18 protein-coding genes are annotated in these 17,180 nt (G+C 63.5%); 10 read left to right on the forward strand and 8 right to left on the reverse strand.

From position 1 onward, the window contains the following. The first annotated feature begins 6 nt into the window (after positions 1-6). The 7 genes from J3P79_RS13825 to J3P79_RS13855 all read left to right on the forward strand — a co-directional run bounded on the left by J3P79_RS13825 (position 7) and on the right by J3P79_RS13855 (position 5,033). Positions 7-657, forward strand: a complete 651-nt coding sequence (locus tag J3P79_RS13825) for an amino acid ABC transporter permease (RefSeq protein WP_434603285.1) — start codon at positions 7-9, stop codon at positions 655-657. Further along, complete coding sequence (locus tag J3P79_RS13830; protein ID WP_434603287.1) at positions 650-1,372, forward strand: amino acid ABC transporter ATP-binding protein; 723 nt, start codon at positions 650-652, stop codon at positions 1,370-1,372. Before J3P79_RS13825 ends, J3P79_RS13830 begins: the two co-directional genes overlap by 8 nt. 37 nt (positions 1,373-1,409) lie before the next feature. After that, positions 1,410-2,438, forward strand: coding sequence for a trans-3-hydroxy-L-proline dehydratase (locus tag J3P79_RS13835; RefSeq protein WP_434603289.1), 1,029 nt, complete (start codon positions 1,410-1,412; stop codon positions 2,436-2,438). Between the two features lie 81 nt (positions 2,439-2,519). Then, the gene (locus tag J3P79_RS13840; RefSeq protein ID WP_186632069.1) at positions 2,520-3,437 is read left to right on the forward strand and encodes a dihydrodipicolinate synthase family protein; all 918 of its coding nucleotides are present in this window, start codon (positions 2,520-2,522) and stop codon (positions 3,435-3,437) included. 164 nt (positions 3,438-3,601) lie between these two features. After that, positions 3,602-4,156: a DinB family protein gene (locus tag J3P79_RS13845; protein WP_434603292.1), complete on the forward strand. Its 555-nt coding sequence runs from the start codon at positions 3,602-3,604 to the stop codon at positions 4,154-4,156. A gap of 26 nt (positions 4,157-4,182) precedes the next feature. Beyond that, positions 4,183-4,533: a DUF6152 family protein gene (locus J3P79_RS13850; protein WP_434603294.1), complete on the forward strand. Its 351-nt coding sequence runs from the start codon at positions 4,183-4,185 to the stop codon at positions 4,531-4,533. Beyond that, on the forward strand, positions 4,533-5,033 hold the full coding sequence (locus tag J3P79_RS13855) for a DUF6644 family protein (RefSeq protein WP_434603296.1): 501 nt from the start codon (positions 4,533-4,535) through the stop codon (positions 5,031-5,033). Before J3P79_RS13850 ends, J3P79_RS13855 begins: the two co-directional genes overlap by 1 nt. Before the next feature lie 76 nt (positions 5,034-5,109). Here the strand turns inward: J3P79_RS13855 and J3P79_RS13860 are convergent, their stop codons facing one another. From J3P79_RS13860 to J3P79_RS13880, 5 genes are all read right to left on the reverse strand, one after another. Beyond that, on the reverse strand, positions 5,110-6,174 hold the full coding sequence (locus J3P79_RS13860) for a 2,3-butanediol dehydrogenase (RefSeq protein WP_434611467.1): 1,065 nt from the start codon (positions 6,172-6,174) through the stop codon (positions 5,110-5,112). Between the two features lie 84 nt (positions 6,175-6,258). Further along, the gene (locus tag J3P79_RS13865; protein ID WP_434603298.1) at positions 6,259-7,371 is read right to left on the reverse strand and encodes an acetoin dehydrogenase dihydrolipoyllysine-residue acetyltransferase subunit; all 1,113 of its coding nucleotides are present in this window, start codon (positions 7,369-7,371) and stop codon (positions 6,259-6,261) included. Beyond that, a complete protein-coding gene (locus J3P79_RS13870) occupies positions 7,371-8,387 on the reverse strand; it encodes an alpha-ketoacid dehydrogenase subunit beta (protein ID WP_039588736.1) in 1,017 nt (338 codons plus the stop codon). The genes J3P79_RS13865 and J3P79_RS13870 overlap by 1 nt, the downstream gene beginning before the upstream one ends. Before the next feature lie 34 nt (positions 8,388-8,421). Then, complete coding sequence (locus tag J3P79_RS13875) at positions 8,422-9,399, reverse strand: thiamine pyrophosphate-dependent dehydrogenase E1 component subunit alpha (RefSeq protein WP_181288463.1); 978 nt, start codon at positions 9,397-9,399, stop codon at positions 8,422-8,424. Between the two features lie 2 nt (positions 9,400-9,401). Continuing rightward, entirely contained in the window at positions 9,402-10,475 is a 1,074-nt protein-coding gene (locus J3P79_RS13880; RefSeq protein ID WP_434603301.1) for an ATP-NAD kinase family protein, read from the reverse strand. Between the two features lie 343 nt (positions 10,476-10,818). On the opposite strand from J3P79_RS13880, the gene J3P79_RS13885 reads away from it, so the two are divergent. Beyond that, entirely contained in the window at positions 10,819-12,684 is a 1,866-nt protein-coding gene (locus tag J3P79_RS13885; RefSeq protein WP_434603303.1) for a sigma-54-dependent Fis family transcriptional regulator, read from the forward strand. Positions 12,685-12,688: 4 nt separating this feature from the next. On the opposite strand, the gene J3P79_RS13890 is transcribed toward J3P79_RS13885, so the two are convergent. The 3 genes from J3P79_RS13890 to J3P79_RS13900 form a co-directional block, all read right to left on the reverse strand. Beyond that, positions 12,689-13,018, reverse strand: a complete 330-nt coding sequence (locus J3P79_RS13890) for a hypothetical protein (protein WP_434603305.1) — start codon at positions 13,016-13,018, stop codon at positions 12,689-12,691. 198 nt (positions 13,019-13,216) lie between these two features. After that, the gene (locus J3P79_RS13895; protein WP_434603307.1) at positions 13,217-14,428 is read right to left on the reverse strand and encodes a cytochrome c biogenesis protein DipZ; all 1,212 of its coding nucleotides are present in this window, start codon (positions 14,426-14,428) and stop codon (positions 13,217-13,219) included. Between the two features lie 32 nt (positions 14,429-14,460). Then, positions 14,461-14,724: a DUF2790 domain-containing protein gene (locus J3P79_RS13900; protein ID WP_434603309.1), complete on the reverse strand. Its 264-nt coding sequence runs from the start codon at positions 14,722-14,724 to the stop codon at positions 14,461-14,463. 226 nt (positions 14,725-14,950) lie between these two features. On the opposite strand from J3P79_RS13900, the gene J3P79_RS13905 reads away from it, so the two are divergent. Further along, positions 14,951-15,691, forward strand: coding sequence for a response regulator (locus tag J3P79_RS13905; RefSeq protein WP_434603311.1), 741 nt, complete (start codon positions 14,951-14,953; stop codon positions 15,689-15,691). Further along, positions 15,688-17,004, forward strand: coding sequence for an ATP-binding protein (locus J3P79_RS13910; protein ID WP_434603313.1), 1,317 nt, complete (start codon positions 15,688-15,690; stop codon positions 17,002-17,004). The genes J3P79_RS13905 and J3P79_RS13910 overlap by 4 nt, the downstream gene beginning before the upstream one ends. Positions 17,005-17,180 lie beyond the last annotated feature (176 nt).

Genomic DNA, 17,180 nt, shown 5'->3' on the forward strand with positions numbered 1-17,180 from the left:
CGGGTCATGTTTTCTACAAGCCTTACCGTTAACGACGTGTTGTATCTGCTCGAAGGTGCCTGGGTCACCGTGCAATTGACCGCCTGGTCGATTTTGCTGGGCACGCTGGCCGGCTTGCTGTTCGGCCTGCTGCGGGCGCTGCTGCCCCGGGCTAGCCTGCCATTGGCCTGGGTGCTCGATGCGTTTCGCAGCGTACCGCTGCTGATCCAGTTCGTGCTGTTCAATTCCCTGAAGAGCATCGTCGGCCTGGACCTCAGCGCCTTTGCCGTCGGCTGCATCGTGCTCGGGGTCTATGCCGCCGCGTATTTCACTGAAATCGTCCGTGGTGGGGTGCTGGCGGTGCCGTTGAGTACCCGACGAGCCAGCCGTTCCCTGGGGCTCACGTATTTGCAGGACCTGCGCTTCATCGTCCTGCCGATCGCCACGCGGGTGGCGTTTCCCGGGTGGCTGAACCTGGTCCTGGGGGTGATGAAAGACACCGCGCTGGTGATGTGGATCGGCATTGTCGAGCTGCTGCGGGCATCGCAAACCATCGTCACGCGCATTCAGGAACCCCTGCTGGTGCTGTGCATCGCGGGCCTCATCTATTACGTCATGAGCCTGGTGGTCGCCCGCCTCGGCGCTCGCCTGGAAAGAAGGTGGCAAGAAAATGATTGAGATCGAGAACGTGCACAAATCCTTCGGCCACCTGGAAGTGGTGAAGGGCGTCAGCCTCACCGTGGACAAGGGCGAAGTCGTGTCGATCATCGGTGGCTCCGGCTCCGGCAAATCGACTTTGCTGATGTGCATCAACGGCCTGGAGCCGATCCAGAAAGGCAGCATTCGCGTGGACGGCGTCGAGGTCCATGACAGCGCCACCGACCTCAACCGGCTGCGGCAGAAGATCGGCATCGTCTTCCAGCAATGGAATGCCTTTCCCCACCTGACCGTGCTGGAAAACGTAATGCTCGCGCCGCGCAAGGTGCTGGGCAAGAGCAAGCAGGACGCCGAGGCGCTGGCGGTCAGGCAGCTTGAGCACGTGGGCTTGGGGGACAAGCTCAAGGCCTTCCCCGGCAAGCTCTCCGGGGGCCAGCAGCAGCGCATGGCAATTGCCCGCGCCCTGGCGATGTCGCCGGACTACATGTTGTTCGATGAAGCCACCTCGGCCCTCGATCCGCAACTGGTCGGCGAGGTACTGGACACCATGCGCATGCTCGCCGAAGACGGCATGACCATGGTGCTGGTAACCCATGAGATCCGCTTCGCCCGGGATGTGTCCGACCGGGTGGCGTTCTTCTGCAATGGCCGGGTCCATGAGATCGGGCCGCCGGACCAGGTGATCGGCAATCCGGTGCAGCCGGAGACGGCGGCGTTCCTCAAGTCGGTGAAATAACGATTAGGCCCGACCAGAAAACACAAGGATTTGACCCATGCGCTCATCCAGAATCATCCACATAGTCAGTTGCCATGCCGAAGGCGAAGTCGGCGATGTCATCGTCGGCGGCGTCGCGCCGCCACCCGGCGCCACGGTGTGGGAACAGTCGCGCTGGATCGCTCGGGACCAGACCCTACGCAACTTCGTCCTCAACGAGCCCCGTGGCGGGGTGTTCCGCCACGTCAACCTGCTGGTGCCGGCCAAGGACCCGCGGGCGCAGATGGCCTGGATCATCATGGAACCCGCCGATACGCCGCCGATGTCCGGCTCCAACTCGTTGTGCGTCGCCACCGTGCTGCTGGACAGCGGCATCCTGCCGATGACCGAACCGCAGACGCGGTTGGTGCTGGAAGCGCCGGGCGGCTTGATCGAAGCCGTGGCCGACTGCCGCGACGGCAAGGTGCAGCGGGTCGAAATCAAGAACGTCCCCTCCTTCGCTGACCGCCTCGACGCCTGGATCGAAGTCGATGGCCTGGGGTCATTGCAGGTGGACACTGCCTACGGTGGCGACAGCTTCGTCATTGTTGACGCCGAGCGCCTGGGCTTCGCCATTCGCCCTGACGAAGCGGCCGATCTGGTGGCCGTGGGGCTGAAAATCACCCGGGCCGCCAACGAGCAACTGGGCTTCGTACACCCATTGAATGCCGACTGGTCGCATATCTCGTTCTGCCAGATCGCCGCGCCCATTGTCCGGGAAAACGGCGTCGCCACCGGTGCCAACGCCGTCGTCATCCAACCCGGCAAGATCGACCGCTCGCCCACCGGCACCGGCTGCTCGGCCCGCATGGCGGTGCTGCACGCCAAGGGCCAGATGCAGGTGGGCGAGCGGTTTATCGGTCGCTCGATCATCGGCTCCGAGTTCCATTGCCGGATCGATTCCATGGCCGACGTGGCCGGACGCCCGGCGATCTATCCGTGCATCGCCGGGCGAGCATGGATCACCGGCACGCACCAATTGCTGCTCGACCCGGCCGATCCGTGGCCGCAGGGCTACAGGCTCTCGGATACCTGGCCGGGCGCATGATTTCGAGATTCACCCAAAACCCTTGTGGCGAGGGAGCAAGTTCCCTCGCCACAACAGCACTATCAAAAACGGAGACAACCCATGAGCAAACGCATCAACTGGAGCGGCGTATTCCCCGCAGTCACCACGCAATTCAACGATGACTTTTCTATCAATCTGGAAAAAACCCATCAGGTCATTTCCAACGTGATTCGCGACGGCGTATCCGGCCTGGTGGTCTGCGGCTCCGTGGGGGAAAACACTTCCCTGAGCGCCGAGGAAAAAATCGCCGTGACCGAAGTCGCGGTAGACGCCTCCCGTGGCCGGGTGCCGGTGATCTGCGGCGTGGCCGAGTTCACCAGCGTGCAGGCCGCCAAGGTTGCCAATGCAGTGCGCAAGGTCGGTGTCGACGGGGTAATGCTGATGCCGGCGCTGGTCTACGGCTCCAAGCCGTTCGAGACCGCCGAGCATTTTCGCTACGTCGCTCGGCATGCGGACGTGCCGCTGATGGTCTACAACAACCCGCCCATCTACAAGAACGACGTTACCCCGGACATCCTCATTTCCCTGGCCGATTGCGACAACGTGGTGTGCTTCAAGGATTCATCCGGCGACACCCGGCGCTTCATCGATGTGCGCAACGAAGTCGGCGATCGCTTCGTGCTTTTCGCCGGTCTCGATGATGTGGTGTTGGAAAGCCTGGCCGTGGGCGCCGAAGGTTGGGTGTCTGGCATGTCCAACGTGTTCCCCAAGGAAGGCGAAACCATCTTCCGCCTGGCCCGCGCCGGACGTTTCGCCGAAGCCATGCCGATCTATGAATGGCTGATGCCGATCCTGCACCTCGACGCCCGCGCCGACCTGGTGCAATGCATCAAGCTGTGCGAAGCGATCGCCGGCCGCGGCAGCGCTCTCACTCGCCCGCCACGCCTGGCCCTGCCGGAAGAAGATCGGGTGTATGTGGAGCAGATCATGGCCAAGGCGCTGGCCAATCGGCCTGCGCTGCCGGATGTGGGGCTGTAAGCACTCGCGCAGAGGCTCAGGCATTTGGGAAACCCTGTGGGAGCGAGCTTGCTCGCTTCCACAGGGGTTGTGGTACGAACGCGTGACCAACCGACCAGCAGCACGGCGCCATCGCCAGTCTTTGCTACGCTTTTCCCGGCGCAATGACGCACGGGAGGCGTCCCATGAATTACTTCCTGGCTCAGGCCCTCAACAACCAATGGGCCAACCACAGGCTGCTGGACGCCTGCGCGCAGCTCAATAACGCGGAGTACGAGGCCTACCGCACCAGCTTTTTCCCCTCCATCCAAGCCACGCTGTGCCATATCCTCGAAGTTGACCGTTATTACCTGACCGCCCTCGAAGGCGACGTAGCGGGCCAGGAACGAGATTTCTCCGAGATGCTGGCGTTCGCCCAACTCAGGGAAAGCCAGGACCGGACCGATCGGCAACTGACGGCATTCTGCGAAAACCTCAAGCACAAGGACCTGTCCCGCTCCATCGACCTGGTGCGTACCGACGGCAAGGTGCGCGAACGGATCGACCGCTTGCTGCTGCACCTGTTCGAACACCAGATCCATCACCGCGGCCAGGTCCACACCATGCTCAGCGCCACCCATGTGGATCCGCCACAGCTCGACGAATTCTTCCTCGATTGCGACCGCAGGTTCCGCAAAGCAGAGGAACACCTGCTGCAACTGGACGAGCAGCGGGTCTGGCGCGATTACCAACCCGATTGAATCGAATGTCCCAAGGAGAGCTTGCCATGAACATGATTCTTCGCTGCTTCGGCCTGTCTTCGATGCTGGTAGCCACCGCAGCCCTTGCCCACCATGGCTGGAGCGAATACGACGCGAGCAAGCCACTGACCCTCGAAGGCACGATAAAGGAGTCGGGGTATTCCCATCCCCATGGCACTGTGCGCTTGCAAACCACGGATAAGACTTGGACCGTCGTGCTCGCACCGCCTTCACGCATGGAGAATCGGGGGCTGACCAAAGACATGCTCAAGGCCGGCAACCGGGCCACCGTGGTCGGCTACGCCAATAAAAACAAGCCTGACGAGCTACGCGCCGAACGGATTACCATCGACGACAAGACCACCGAGTTGCGCTGATGCAGCTCGAGGGCTCCGTCGAGCAAGGCTGGATGGATCGACTGGGCGACTCGTCTCTGGCATTGGCGATGCGCAGCGAGCTGTGGCTTTATCCGCTGGTGGAAGTGGTGCACATCGTCGGGTTTTCTGTCCTGGTCGGTGCGGTGGTGATGTTCGACTTGCGCGTCCTCGGGCTGTCCAAGGACATCGCCGTGACCGCACTGGCGCGCCATCTGCTGCGATGGGCCGTCGGGGCCCTGCTGCTGATCATGCCTGCCGGCTTGATGATGTTCAGCGCCCACCCTCACGATTTCGCCGGCAACAACGTGTTCATCCTCAAGCTGTGCCTGATCGCCGTGGCGGGCCTCAATGCCCTGCTGTTCCACGTTGGGCCCTACCGTAGCGTCCACCGATGGAATATCGACCACACGGCGCCGGCCCTGGCCAGACTCCAGGCGCTGTTGTCCGTGGTGCTATGGATCGCAGTGATTGGCTGCGGTCGTCTGCTGGCCTACACCTGAGGCACACCTTAGGCACACCCGAAAAAAAAGCGATGGCCGCTGCCGGCCATCGCCAAATCGCCCACCTCAGGCGCTCTCAGATCCGTGCGGGTGACACGATGATTTTCACGTTGTGTTCCTTGTTGTTCACCAGTTCCTCGAAGCCCTGCCCGACGATCTCCTCTAGCTGGATGCGCCCGGTCACCAGCGGCGAGATGTCCAGGCGTCCGTCGGCGATGAAGGCAATCACGTCGGCAAACTCGCCGTTGTAGGCCAGCGCGCCGAGCACCTGCTTTTCGGTGGAAACCAGCTCGAAGAAGTTGAACTCGCTCGGTTCTTCGAAAATCCCCACCAAGACGCATTTGCCAGCCTTGCGGATCAGGTCGATGGCGAACTTGGCGGTGTGCTTGTTGCCGATGCACTCGAAGCTGACATCCGCGCCCAGGCCACCCGTCAGGCGTCGCACCTCGGCCAGGGCGTCGCATTCATTCGGATCGATGACATGGCTGGCCCCGACTTCCAGGGCCTTGGCCTTGCGTGCGCCGGACATTTCCAGGGCAATCACCTGGGCCGCGCCGGCCGCCTTGGCGCACATGATCGTGCACAGGCCGATGGTCCCGGCACCCACCACCACGACGTTCTGGCCCAGCAGGCTGCCGGCCTTCTTCACCGCGTGCATGCCCACCGCCAGCGGCTCGATCAACGCACCGGCCTCGGCGGGAAAGTTGTCCGGCAGCTTGTAGAGCAGGTTCGCCGGGACGTTGACCAGTTCGGCGAACGCGCCGTTGTTCATCAGCCCCGTGAACGCCAGGTTCTCGCAGATGTTGTAGAGCCCATGGGTGCAGTAATAGCAGGTGCCGCAGTGTTGGCAGGCATCGGCGGCCACCGGCTCGCCGACGCTGAAGCCCTCGACGCCCTCACCCAGCTCGACGATTTCCCCGCAAAACTCATGGCCGAGGATGCACTGTCCCTTGATTCCGGTCAGCGGATGTGGCGCCTCCACCGGGATGAACACCGGCCCGGCCACGTATTCGTGCAGGTCCGAGCCGCAGATGCCGCACCATTGCACGCGAATCTGCACCCAACCGGCGGGCGGTGAAACCGGCAGCGGTACGTCTTCGACGCGGATGTCGTTGCGGCCATGCCAGACGGCGGCGCGCATGCTGCGGGTCGGCTTGATTGAAACGTTCATAGCGTTGCCTCCAGAATTTTCATTGGGGCGACGGCTCAAGCGCCGCCCGCTGGGTCAGTGCTGGCCGATGAAATCGAGAATCAATCGATTGACCTGCTCTGCCGCTTCCATCTGCACCATGTGCCCCTGGCCCGGCAGGACTTCGACCCGCGCTGATAACCCTTCGGCGTGAGACGCCGGGATGATCGCGTCGTCGCTGCCCCAGATCACCAGGGTCGGGACGTGGCCGGCCTGCACGACTTCGCGCAGGTCCGCCTGCTGGCGACCGTCCTTGAACAGATTCCCGGCCAGTTGGCGCAGTGCGGTGTCCACGCCTTCCAGGCGCTTGTACTTGAGCATGTCGTCGAGCATCTGCCGGTTGACCAGCTCGGCATTCGAGAACAGTTGCACGAGCTGCGGCTTGAGGGCGTTGCGATTGGCCGCGTCGACGAAGCCTTGCAGGTAACTGCCGTTGATCTCCGCGCCCAGGCCGGCGCTGCCGATCAAGGTCAGCGAGCGCAAGCGTTGCGGCATCAGGCGCGCGGTATTCAGTGAGACGGCCCCACCCATGGAATGCCCGACGAGATGGGCCGCGTTGATGTCCAGGTGATCGAGCAACGCCAGTACCACACCACTCAGTTCATCGAGGTCGCCGCGCTCCAAGGTCTTGGCCGACTCGCCATGGCCCGGCAGGTCCAGGGCAATCACCCGACGTCCCGCTGCCAGCGCTTCATGGTTGAACAGCCAGTTGTTCAGATCGCCGCCAAACCCGTGCACCAGCACCAGTGGCGTGCCGCCCTCGCCGCGCTCGAAATAGCGGATCACCCGGCCGTCCACCTCGACTTTCTGCGGTTTGGGGCCGCTGTCTTCGTCGGCCGCGTCGCCGGGCACGAAGTTGGATTGGAATTGTTCAATGACCGCGTCGATTTCGGCGTCGCTGGCCTCGCCTTCGACGACGATGCCGAGCAAGGCGCCGACCGGCAGGGTTTCATCCTGACGAGCCACCTGCCGGCGCAGGACACCGGAGAACGGCGCTTCGACGCTGCTGGAGATCTTGTCGGTCTCGACGTCCATCACTTCATCGCCCTTGGTGATGGGCTGCCCCTCTTCCTTGAGCCAGGCATCGACCCGGCCTTCGGTCATCGACAGGCCCCACTTGGGCATGGTCAGGGTAAAAATCTGGCTCATCAGCGCTTGCTCCACTCGATCACGTTGAGCACGGCTTGTTCGATCTTCGCCGCGTCAGGGATGTACAAGTCTTCCAGGGAATCGGAGAACGGCACCGGCGTGTGCGGCGCGGTGACCATTTCGATCGGGGCCTTGAGCGCGCCGAAGGCCTTTTGCGCCACCAGCGCGGAAATATCGGTGGCCATGGAACAGCGCGGGTTGGCCTCGTCGATCACCACCAGGCGTCCGGTTTTCTCGACGCTTTCAAGGATGCTGTCCTCGTCCAGCGGGCTGGTGGTGCGCAGGTCGATCACTTCGCAATCGATGCCACGTCCTGCCAGGTTGCGCGCCGCATCCATCGCGGTGTTGACCAACCGCCCGTAGGACACCAGCGTCACGTCCTTGCCGTCGCGCAGGAAGTTGGCCTCGCCGAACGGCACGGTGTAGAGCTCTTCCGGCACCTCGCCCTGCATGCTGTAGAGCAATTTGTGTTCGCAGAAGATCACCGGATCGTTGTCGCGAATCGCCTGGATCAGCAGGCCCTTGGCGTCGTACGGCGACGACGGGCACACCACTTTCAGCCCCGGAATATGCGTCCACAGCGAGGTGAGCATCTGTGAATGCTGGGCCGCGGCGCGCAGGCCGGCGCCGACCATGGTGCGAATGACCAGCGGCGTGGAAGCCTTGCCGCCGAACATATAGCGGAATTTCGCCGCCTGGTTGAGGATCTGGTCCAGGCAGCAGCCGGCGAAGTCGACGAACATCAGTTCGCACACCGGGCGCACGCCGCAGGTGGCGGCGCCGACTGCCGCGCCGACATAACCGATTTCCGACAGAGGCGTGTCCAGCACCCGCCCGGGGAACTGGTCGTAAAGCCCCTTGGTGACGCCGAGCACGCCACCCCAGGCGTCGTTCTCACCGGGTGCGCCGGCACCACCGGCCACGTCCTCACCCATGATGAACACGCTGGAGTCGCGGCGCATTTCCTGGGCCAGGGCTTCGTTGATTGCCTGCTGATAGCTGATTTTTCTCGCCATGATGGAATTCTCTCTTGTTGTTTTATAGGGGCGTTCAGGGGTAGCTGACGTAGACGTCGGTCAGCAGGTCGGACGCAGCCGGCTTGGGATCGGACTTGGCCTTGTACACGGCGTTTTCGATCAACATCTCCACTTCCTTGTCGATCTGGTCCAACTGCTCGACGGTGAGCAGCCCGGCCCGGGTGGTGCGCTCGCGGAACTGCATCAGGCAGTCCTGGTTTTCGCGGAAATGCTTGACCTCGTCCGGTGCGCGATAGGTCTGGGCGTCGCCCTCGAAGTGGCCGTAGTAGCGGGTCAGCTTGACCTCGATCAGCGAGGGCCCTTCCCCGGCGCGCGCGCGTTCGACAGCGGCTCCGGCGGCTTCATGCACGGCGAAGAAGTCAAAGCCATCGACGGTCACGCCGGGCATGCCGAAGCCGGCGGCGCGGTCGGCGATGTGGTCGCAAGCGACCGACCAGTTCGACGCGGTGGCTTCGGCGTAGCCATTGTTTTCCGCGATGAACAGGCACGGCAGGTTCCACACCGAGGCCATGTTCATGGCTTCGAACACCGCGCCTTCGTTGGAGCCGCCGTCGCCGAAAAACACCACGGCGACGCTGTCGGTCCCCTTGAGCCGAGCCGCGAGGGCCGCGCCGACCACCAGTGGCGCACCGGCGCCGACGATGCCGTTGGCGCCGAGCATGCCTTTCTCGAAATCGGCGATGTGCATCGAGCCGCCCTTGCCTTGGCAGACACCGGTTTTCTTGCCATAGATCTCGGCCATCATTCCGTAGACGTCCACGCCCTTGGCGATGCAATGGCCGTGGCCGCGGTGGTTGGAGGCGATGCAATCGTCATCGCCCAGGTGGGCCATGACGCCGGCGGCCGAGGCTTCTTCGCCGGCATACAGGTGGACGAAACCAGGGATCTCGCCGGTGGCGAATTCCACGTGCAGGCGCTCTTCGAAGGCGCGGATGGTGCGCATGACCTGATAGGCGTGCAGCAATTGATCATGGGTGAGCGATGTCGACATTTTTATTCTCCAGGCGTGTCTTCTTGAAGGTTCAAGGGGTGTTGCGGGTGCTCGCGGCCGATGGCCAACAAGCGTTGTTGCGCGGCGTAGGTGAGCACCGCGTTGACGTCGATGCTCAGCGGGCCGCCGGCATCGAGGGTGACCGTGGGCCGGTCCTGCACGTTGAATTCGATTTCCCGCTCGCCATCCAGGGCCAACGTGCCGGCGGACAGCGACAAGCCATGGGCGACGCCGGGTTCCAGAGGGCCGGCGGCGAGCACCCCACAGCCTTGCAACAAGCCCGGCGCCAGCGGCACCAGCAGCGCTTCGGGCGATTGCGGGTCCAGGCGCATCCAGGCCCCGCCCGGCGCCTGGCGGGACACCGGAAACCACAAGCCGCACAGCGCCGACAAGCCGATGGACTGCGGCTCGGCGAAGGTCACGAACACTTCGGCCAGATCCTGTGCCCGGCTGATGGCCCGGGCGCCGACGAAGCGCAGCGGCGACACGGCAACGTCCACCAGGGCGACTTCACGCAAGCCGCGAGCGGCATCGCATACCAGCAAACGCTTGTTGCGGCGCAAACCGATTTCGTCCGGGATCCTGCCGCTGGCGTACAGCCCGCCGGCCAGTCCGGCGCTGGTGGCCTCGCGCAGTTCGGGGAAGGCATTGTTGGTGCCAGTGGAAAGGGTCAGCAGAGGAATGTCGCCAACCTCGGCCGCCACGGCTTTGTGGGTCCCGTCGCCACCGAGCACGGCGATCAACGCCACCCCGCGTTCGGCCATCAGGCGTGCGGCGCGGCGAGTGTCTTCGACGGTCTGGCGCAGGGTCAGGTCGAGGAATTCCAGGGCCGGCCAGTGGCTGCTGCGGGCCTGGCGGCTGTGGCTGTTCTTCAGCACGGCGGCGGCCATGCCGATCATGTCGGTGGGCATCAGCACGTGCTCGATGCCGGTGGCGCCGAACGCCGCCAACAGGCGCTGGATCACCGAGACCTTGTCGGTGCTGGAAAACAGCCCGGCGTTGGCGGTCAGGCGCCGCACGTCTCGACCGGATGCGGGGTTGGCGATGATGCCGACAGTGAGCGGGCGGTGGCTCATGGCGCCACCGTGGCGGAAACGATCAGTTGGCTTGGCGTGCAAGTCATAGGCACCTCTTTTTATTATTGGAAGCCCAACGGGTGTGGGTCCAAGGCCTAGAGCAAGGCCGGTGCCAATTGCCTGATACTCGGCGAAAACGCCCGAGATAGAGGGCTCGCGGCATCCCGTGGCAAGCGTCGCCGGCCAGTCAGGTGAGACGCCGCATGCCAGCCTGCACGACCAAGCCGCGAGACGCTGAGACGTGGCGTCTCACCTCGGCCCTCGCGCTCCGTCGGGCTTGTCTGAGCCCGGCGATCAGCGCTTAATGTGCCGACAACGACAAGAAGCTGAACCGGAGGCCCCTATGCTTTCCGCTCACTCCCGGGCGCATGTGGATTGCGTCAGCCGCGTGCTGAAGAACGCTACCCAACTGCCGCAACTGCCCGTGCCTGACCTGATCCTCGACTCCTGGCGCCGCTCCATGGAGCAACATCACCTGGACCCCGGCTCGCTGCAGGGGCCGCGAATCCTGTCCCACGACGTGCTCAAGCAATGTCGCGAGCGCTCGGAACTGTTCCTCAACATCGCCAGCGACGAAGTGGCACGCCTGCATGGCCGGGTGCGCGATGCCGACTATTGCGTGCTGCTGACCGATGCCCAGGGCCAGACCATCGACTATCGGGTGGAAACCACCCTTCGCAACGACTGCCGCAAGGCCGGGCTGTACCTGGGCACATGTTGGTCGGAAGGTGAAGAAGGCACCTGCGGCGTGGCGGCGGTCCTCACTGCCAAGACGGCGGTGACGGTGCACAAGCGCGACCACTTCCGCGCGGCGTTCATCGGCCTGACCTGCTCCGCCGCGCCGGTCTTCGATCCCCAAGGCGAGTTGCTCGGCGTGCTGGACGTCTCGGCGGTGCGCTCGCCGGATGATCGACGCTCCCAGCACCTGATACGGCAAATGGTGGTGCAGAGCGCCCGGGAAATCGAACAGGCATTTTTTATGAGCAGCGTCCAGGGCTATTGGGTGCTACGGGCCCATCGCAACGCCGGCTACGTCGACAGCCAGCCGGACTTGCTCTTTGCCTGGGATGACGACGGCTGCCTGCAAGCCCTGAACCCGGCGGCGCGCCAGTACCTGATGCAACGCTACGGCCAGTTGCCTCGCCACATCAGCCAGGTCTTCGACCCACAATTGCTGCACCGCGCCCGGGACGAAAGCCTCTATCCCCTCGACGTTGACTTGCATGGCCGCTTGAGCGCGCCACGCCGCCGCGCCACACCGCGCCCGCGCGCCGCAATGACGCCGACCGAACTTGACCCACGCCTGGCCGACAGCCTGAACCTGGCGGTGCGGGTCAAGGACCGTAACCTGCCGGTGCTGATCCAAGGCGAGACCGGTTCCGGCAAGGAAGTCTTCGCCCGCCAGTTGCACCAGGCCAGCCAGCGTCGCGACCGGCCTTTCGTGGCCTTGAATTGCGCGGCCATCCCGGAAAGCCTGATCGAGAGCGAGTTGTTCGGTTATGTCGCCGGTGCCTTTACCGGCGCCTCGGCCAAGGGTATGCAGGGCCTGTTGCAGCAGGCGGACGGCGGCACGCTGTTCCTCGACGAAATCGGTGACATGCCGCTGGCCTTGCAAACGCGCTTGTTGCGAGTGCTGGCCGAAGGTGAAGTGGCACCGTTGGGAGCGTCACGGCGCAAGGCCGTGGACATCCAAGTGATCTGCGCCACCCACCGCGACCTGGAAACCCTGGTGGCGGCCGGCGAGTTTCGCGAGGATTTGTATTTCCGCCTCGGCGGCGCCCGCTTCCAACTGCCACCGCTGCGTGAACGTACCGACCGGTTGGCGCTGATCAATCGCATCCTGGAAGAAGAGTCGGTGCTGTGCGGGGGGGCGGTGCAACTGAGCGGCGCGGCGCTTGAATGCCTGCTGGGATATCACTGGCCGGGCAACGTCCGGCAACTGCGGCACGTGCTGCGCTATGCCTGCGCGGTCTGCGAAGCGAGCGTGATCCAGCTCGACCATTTGCCGGAATCACTGCACGGCGAACAAACCACCGCGGGCGCCGGCGAACCCAGCGCCAGCCCGGAACGCCAGGCGCTGCTGGATGCCTTGGTGCGGCATCGCTGGAAACCCACCCCCACGGCCCAAGCGCTGGGTATTTCCCGGGCTACGCTGTACCGACGAGTGCATCAGCATGGAATCGAAATGCCCGGCAGGCGCCCTGGCTGAGCGCTTATCGTCGCGCCAGCTCATGCCGCACGCATTGTTCGTAGTAGGTCTGCTTGACGGCGGCGGGCTTGAGCCGCGACGCGCTGTTGTAGGTCTGTTCGGTGATGCCCAGGGCAGTCATGCGCATCCAGGGGCGAGGAAACTTGCGCACCTGCAGCTTCTTGCGTGCGCCATACAGGCTGACCCCGGACAGCTTCGACGCCTGGGCGCCCGCCGCGATGTCCGAACCCCAGCGACACACCGACTGCTGGTTTGCCGTCACGGCCCTGGCCTGGGCTTCAAGCGAAACGGCGGCCATGAGCATGGCCGCCGCGATCCAGATAGAAACACGCATAGGTTTGTCGTCCAACTTTCTGAAATGAAAGAAGTTTGACTTCAACTGGAGGAGCAAGGGGCCAGCATTCTCATGTCCTTTATCAAGGTACATGCTTAGGTAGAAATGCTTGCAGGTATAACGCTCAACTGATTGATACATAACGATTTAAATTAGTCGAAGAACCCCCGGCGAGGGAGCTTGCTCCCTCGCCACGGATCACTGGCTGGCCTTCGACTCCTGCAGCAGTTGCTGGATCACCTGCTCCTGCTCGCCATACCGCCCTTCGCCAAAGTGGCTGTAGCGCACCTGCCCCTTGGCATCGATGAAGTAATGGGCAGGCCAGTACTGGTTGTTGAAGGCGCGCCAGATTGCATATTGATTGTCGATGGCCACCGGATACTGGATGTCCAGTTTGCGCACCTGCTCGCGCACGTTATTGATGATCTTCTCGTAACCGTACTCCGGTGTGTGCACGCCAATGACCACCAGCCCGTCCTTTTCGTACTTCTTCGCCCAATCGTTCACATACGGCAGCGTGCGCTGGCAGTTGATGCAGTCGTAGGTCCAGAAATCCACCAGCACCACCTTGCCCCGCAAGGATTCGCTGCTCAGCGGCGGCGAGTTGAGCCATTGCACTGCACCGTCCAGCGCAGGCATGGCGCCTTGGGCATCGAGGGTCGGCAGGGTGCTCGCGCCCGCCTTGCTCACCACGTAGTCGATGGCCTTGGGAACATTCTCCAGCAGGCTTTTCTCCAGGCTGGCCGACTGTTGCGATGATGTTGCCGCCAATAACCGGTCATCCGCCCCAGTGCCGATCGCCACGGCCGCCAGCAGGACCAGCGTACCGGTGGCCCGACGCAGCCAGGCCGTGATTGGCAGCGAGGGTTTCAGCCGACCGATCAAGCCGCGGCCGGCAAGGATCAACGTCCCCAGCGACAAGGCACTGCCCAGACCGTAGGCGAGCAACAACAGGCTGGTCTGCGCACTGGCACCCTGCAGCATTGCCCCGGTCAGGATGACGCCGAGTATCGGCCCGGCGCACGGTGCCCAGAGCAGCCCGGTGGCGACACCGATCAGCACCGACGCCACAGGCCCGCCCATCCGCCCGGCACCGGCATCGAGACGATTGCCCAGGCTGACCAGCGGCCGGGCGAGCCAGGTACCGACTCGGCTGAACATCAGCGACAAGGCGAACAGCACCATCACCACCAAGGCGACTTGCCGACCGACGCTGCTGGCCCGTATGACCCATTCGCTGCTGGCGACCGCCAGGCTCGACACCAAGGCAAAGGTCAAGACCATGCCTCCCAGCGTCAACAACACCGAGCTGCGCGATTGATTGGCCCGGGCGAACAGGAATGGCACCACGGGAAGAATGCAAGGGCTGAGGATCGTCAGGACCCCGCCGAGAAATGCGATCAGAAGCATGGCAACACCTCAAAATAATGGCTTGGCGAAGGTCAGTTTTGGTTGCTGCAGTTATCGGAAAGCTTGCGGTAGTCCAGTGCTTGCTCATGACCCGCCGAATCCAGGTAGGTCATATGCGCATTCACCACGCCGCAGGCCGGCTGCGGGTCTTCGCTCAGGGACAGTACTTTGCGCACATCCAGGTGGGTGCCATAGGTATAGGTTTGCGCCTGGACGGTGCTTTCGGCCCGGGCCGACAGGGTGCAGATGTTCAGTGCGGCGAACAGGCAGGCGGCATAGACGGCTTTGGTGTTCATGGTGCGGTCCTCGATTCAATGGGTGTTTATCGCTGAGGCCGGTTGGGTTGCCTCGATGGAAGCCATTGAATGCCAGCCAGGTATCGCGCCTGTATCGGACCGGGGGGCTTTTTGCATCGCTGTGTATCCGCCGAGCGCCAGATACACTGCAATACAAACCGTCGCGAGCCAGGCCGGCCGCTGGCTGTAGACTGACCCACATCAAAACGCCAAGGGGCAGAACACCATGGATCATGTCGATCATGTGTTGATCGTGGATGACGATCGCGAGATCAGGGAACTGGTAGGCAACTACCTGAAAAAGAACGGCCTGCGCACCACCGTGGTCGCGGATGGCCGGCAAATGCGCGCTTTTCTGGAAACCACCCCGGTCGACCTGATCGTGCTGGACATCATGATGCCCGGCGATGATGGCCTGGTGTTGTGCCGGGAACTGCGCGCCGGCAAGCACAAGGCCACGCCGGTCTTGATGCTCACCGCTCGCAACGACGAGACCGACCGCATCATCGGCCTGGAAATGGGCGCCGATGATTACCTGGTCAAGCCTTTCGCCGCCCGGGAGCTGCTGGCGCGGATCAACGAGGTGCTGCGGCGCACGCGCATGTTGCCACCCAACCTGGTGGTCACCGAGAGCGGGCGCCTCTTGGCATTCGGCCGCTGGCGGCTGGACACCACGGCTCGGCACCTGCTGGACAGCGACGGCACCATGGTGGCCTTGAGCGGCGCCGAATACCGCCTCCTACGGGTGTTCCTCGACCATCCGCAGCGGGTGCTCAACCGCGACCAACTGCTGAACCTGACCCAGGGCCGTGACGCCGACCTGTTCGACCGTTCCATCGACCTGCTGGTCAGTCGCCTGCGCCAGCGCCTGTTGGACGACGCCCGCGAACCCGCGTACATCAAGACCGTGCGCAGCGAAGGCTATGTGTTCTCGCTGCCGGTGGAAATCCTCGAGGCCCCGGTATGAGACTGCCGCTACGCTGGCCACGCACCCTCGCCTCGCGCTTGTCGCTGATCTTCCTGATCGGCCTGGTCCTGGCCCAGGGTTTGTCGTTCGGCGTCCAGTATTACGAACGCTACGAGAGCGCCAAGAACACCATGCTCGGCAATCTGGAGACCGACGTCTCGACGTCGGTCGCCATTCTCGACCGCCTGCCGGCTGCTGAACGAGAAGCCTGGCTGCCAAAGCTTGCGCGGCGCAACTACGGCTACGTGCTCGACGAAGGCCAGCCAGGCATGCCGATGCTACCGGACAACGCGCCGATATCGGTCAGCTCGATCCAGCAAGCCCTCGGCGAAACCTACGCCCTGACCTACAACCAGATCCCGGGCCCGAAAATGCACTACCAGGCGCACCTGCGCCTCAAGGACGGCAACCCGCTGACCATCGATGTACGCCCGGCCATGGCGCCGCTTTCGCCTTGGCTGCCGATGGTCTTGCTCGGGCAACTTGCGCTGTTGATCGGCTGCACCTGGCTGGCCGTGCGCATCGCCGTCAGCCCCCTCACCCGGCTGGCCCAAGCGGTGGAAACCCTGGACCCCAATGCCCACGGTGTACGCCTGGACGAAAAAGGTCCGACCGAGGTGGTCCACGCGGCCAAGGCCTTCAACGCCATGCAGGACCGCATCGCTGTCTATCTAAAGGAGCGCATGCACCTGTTGGCTGCGATCTCCCATGATTTGCAGACACCCATCACCCGCATGAAGCTGCGGGCCGAATTCATGGACGATGGCATCGAAAAGGACAAACTTTACAGCGACCTGGGCGAAATGGAGCACCTGGTGCGCGAAGGCGTGGCCTACGCCCGCAGCATCCATGGCGCCACCGAAGCCAGTTGCCGGATCAGCCTGGATGCGTTTCTCGACAGCCTGGTGTTCGACTACCAGGACACCGGGCAGGATGTGCAACTGTCCGGCAAGAACGCCGCGATCATCGATACCCGCCCGCACGCGCTGCGTCGGGTGCTGGTCAACCTGGTGGACAACGCATTGAAGTTCGGGGGCTCGGCGCAGATCCAGGTCCAGCCCGCCGCCAACGGACAATTGGCGATCCAGGTATTGGACCAAGGGCCCGGTATCAGCGAGCAGGAACTGGCCGAAGTGCTCAAGCCGTTCTACCGGGTGGAAAGCTCGCGCAACCGGGAAACCGGCGGCACGGGCCTGGGCCTGGCGATCGCCCAGCAACTGGCGAGTGCCATGGGTGGGTCGCTGACCTTGAGCAATCGCGAAGGGGGCGGCTTGTGCGCTGAATTGCGGTTGGGGTGTGATACTTCGGCCTGAAGGCCACCGAATTTCCTGTGGGAGCAAGCTCCCACAGCGGTCAGGTTTGTATATCAGTGTGTCAACCGCAACAGCGCATACACAAACTTGCACATTACCCCCATTCCAGACACACCCCGCTTACACCCACTTGAAAGACTCCTCATGTCCCCGGCCACCACGCTGCCGGGCCCCGA

The organism is Pseudomonas sp. R1-7, assembly GCF_051132105.1.
Lineage (GTDB): Bacteria > Pseudomonadota > Gammaproteobacteria > Pseudomonadales > Pseudomonadaceae > Aquipseudomonas.

Excerpts from the sequence above, each read along its gene's own strand:
- J3P79_RS13825 (WP_434603285.1), top strand. The coding sequence starts at position 7 with ATGTTTTCTACAAGCCTTACCGTTAACGACGTGTTGTATCTGCTCGAA.
- J3P79_RS13830 (WP_434603287.1), top strand. The coding sequence starts at position 650 with ATGATTGAGATCGAGAACGTGCACAAATCCTTCGGCCACCTGGAAGTG.
- J3P79_RS13835 (WP_434603289.1), top strand. The coding sequence starts at position 1,410 with ATGCGCTCATCCAGAATCATCCACATAGTCAGTTGCCATGCCGAAGGC.
- J3P79_RS13840 (WP_186632069.1), top strand. The coding sequence starts at position 2,520 with ATGAGCAAACGCATCAACTGGAGCGGCGTATTCCCCGCAGTCACCACG.
- J3P79_RS13845 (WP_434603292.1), top strand. The coding sequence starts at position 3,602 with ATGAATTACTTCCTGGCTCAGGCCCTCAACAACCAATGGGCCAACCAC.
- J3P79_RS13850 (WP_434603294.1), top strand. The coding sequence starts at position 4,183 with ATGAACATGATTCTTCGCTGCTTCGGCCTGTCTTCGATGCTGGTAGCC.
- J3P79_RS13855 (WP_434603296.1), top strand. The coding sequence starts at position 4,533 with ATGCAGCTCGAGGGCTCCGTCGAGCAAGGCTGGATGGATCGACTGGGC.
- J3P79_RS13860 (WP_434611467.1), bottom strand. The coding sequence starts at position 6,174 with ATGCGCGCCGCCGTCTGGCATGGCCGCAACGACATCCGCGTCGAAGAC.
- J3P79_RS13865 (WP_434603298.1), bottom strand. The coding sequence starts at position 7,371 with ATGAGCCAGATTTTTACCCTGACCATGCCCAAGTGGGGCCTGTCGATG.
- J3P79_RS13870 (WP_039588736.1), bottom strand. The coding sequence starts at position 8,387 with ATGGCGAGAAAAATCAGCTATCAGCAGGCAATCAACGAAGCCCTGGCC.
- J3P79_RS13875 (WP_181288463.1), bottom strand. The coding sequence starts at position 9,399 with ATGTCGACATCGCTCACCCATGATCAATTGCTGCACGCCTATCAGGTC.
- J3P79_RS13880 (WP_434603301.1), bottom strand. The coding sequence starts at position 10,475 with ATGAGCCACCGCCCGCTCACTGTCGGCATCATCGCCAACCCCGCATCC.
- J3P79_RS13885 (WP_434603303.1), top strand. The coding sequence starts at position 10,819 with ATGCTTTCCGCTCACTCCCGGGCGCATGTGGATTGCGTCAGCCGCGTG.
- J3P79_RS13890 (WP_434603305.1), bottom strand. The coding sequence starts at position 13,018 with ATGCGTGTTTCTATCTGGATCGCGGCGGCCATGCTCATGGCCGCCGTT.
- J3P79_RS13895 (WP_434603307.1), bottom strand. The coding sequence starts at position 14,428 with ATGCTTCTGATCGCATTTCTCGGCGGGGTCCTGACGATCCTCAGCCCT.
- J3P79_RS13900 (WP_434603309.1), bottom strand. The coding sequence starts at position 14,724 with ATGAACACCAAAGCCGTCTATGCCGCCTGCCTGTTCGCCGCACTGAAC.
- J3P79_RS13905 (WP_434603311.1), top strand. The coding sequence starts at position 14,951 with ATGGATCATGTCGATCATGTGTTGATCGTGGATGACGATCGCGAGATC.
- J3P79_RS13910 (WP_434603313.1), top strand. The coding sequence starts at position 15,688 with ATGAGACTGCCGCTACGCTGGCCACGCACCCTCGCCTCGCGCTTGTCG.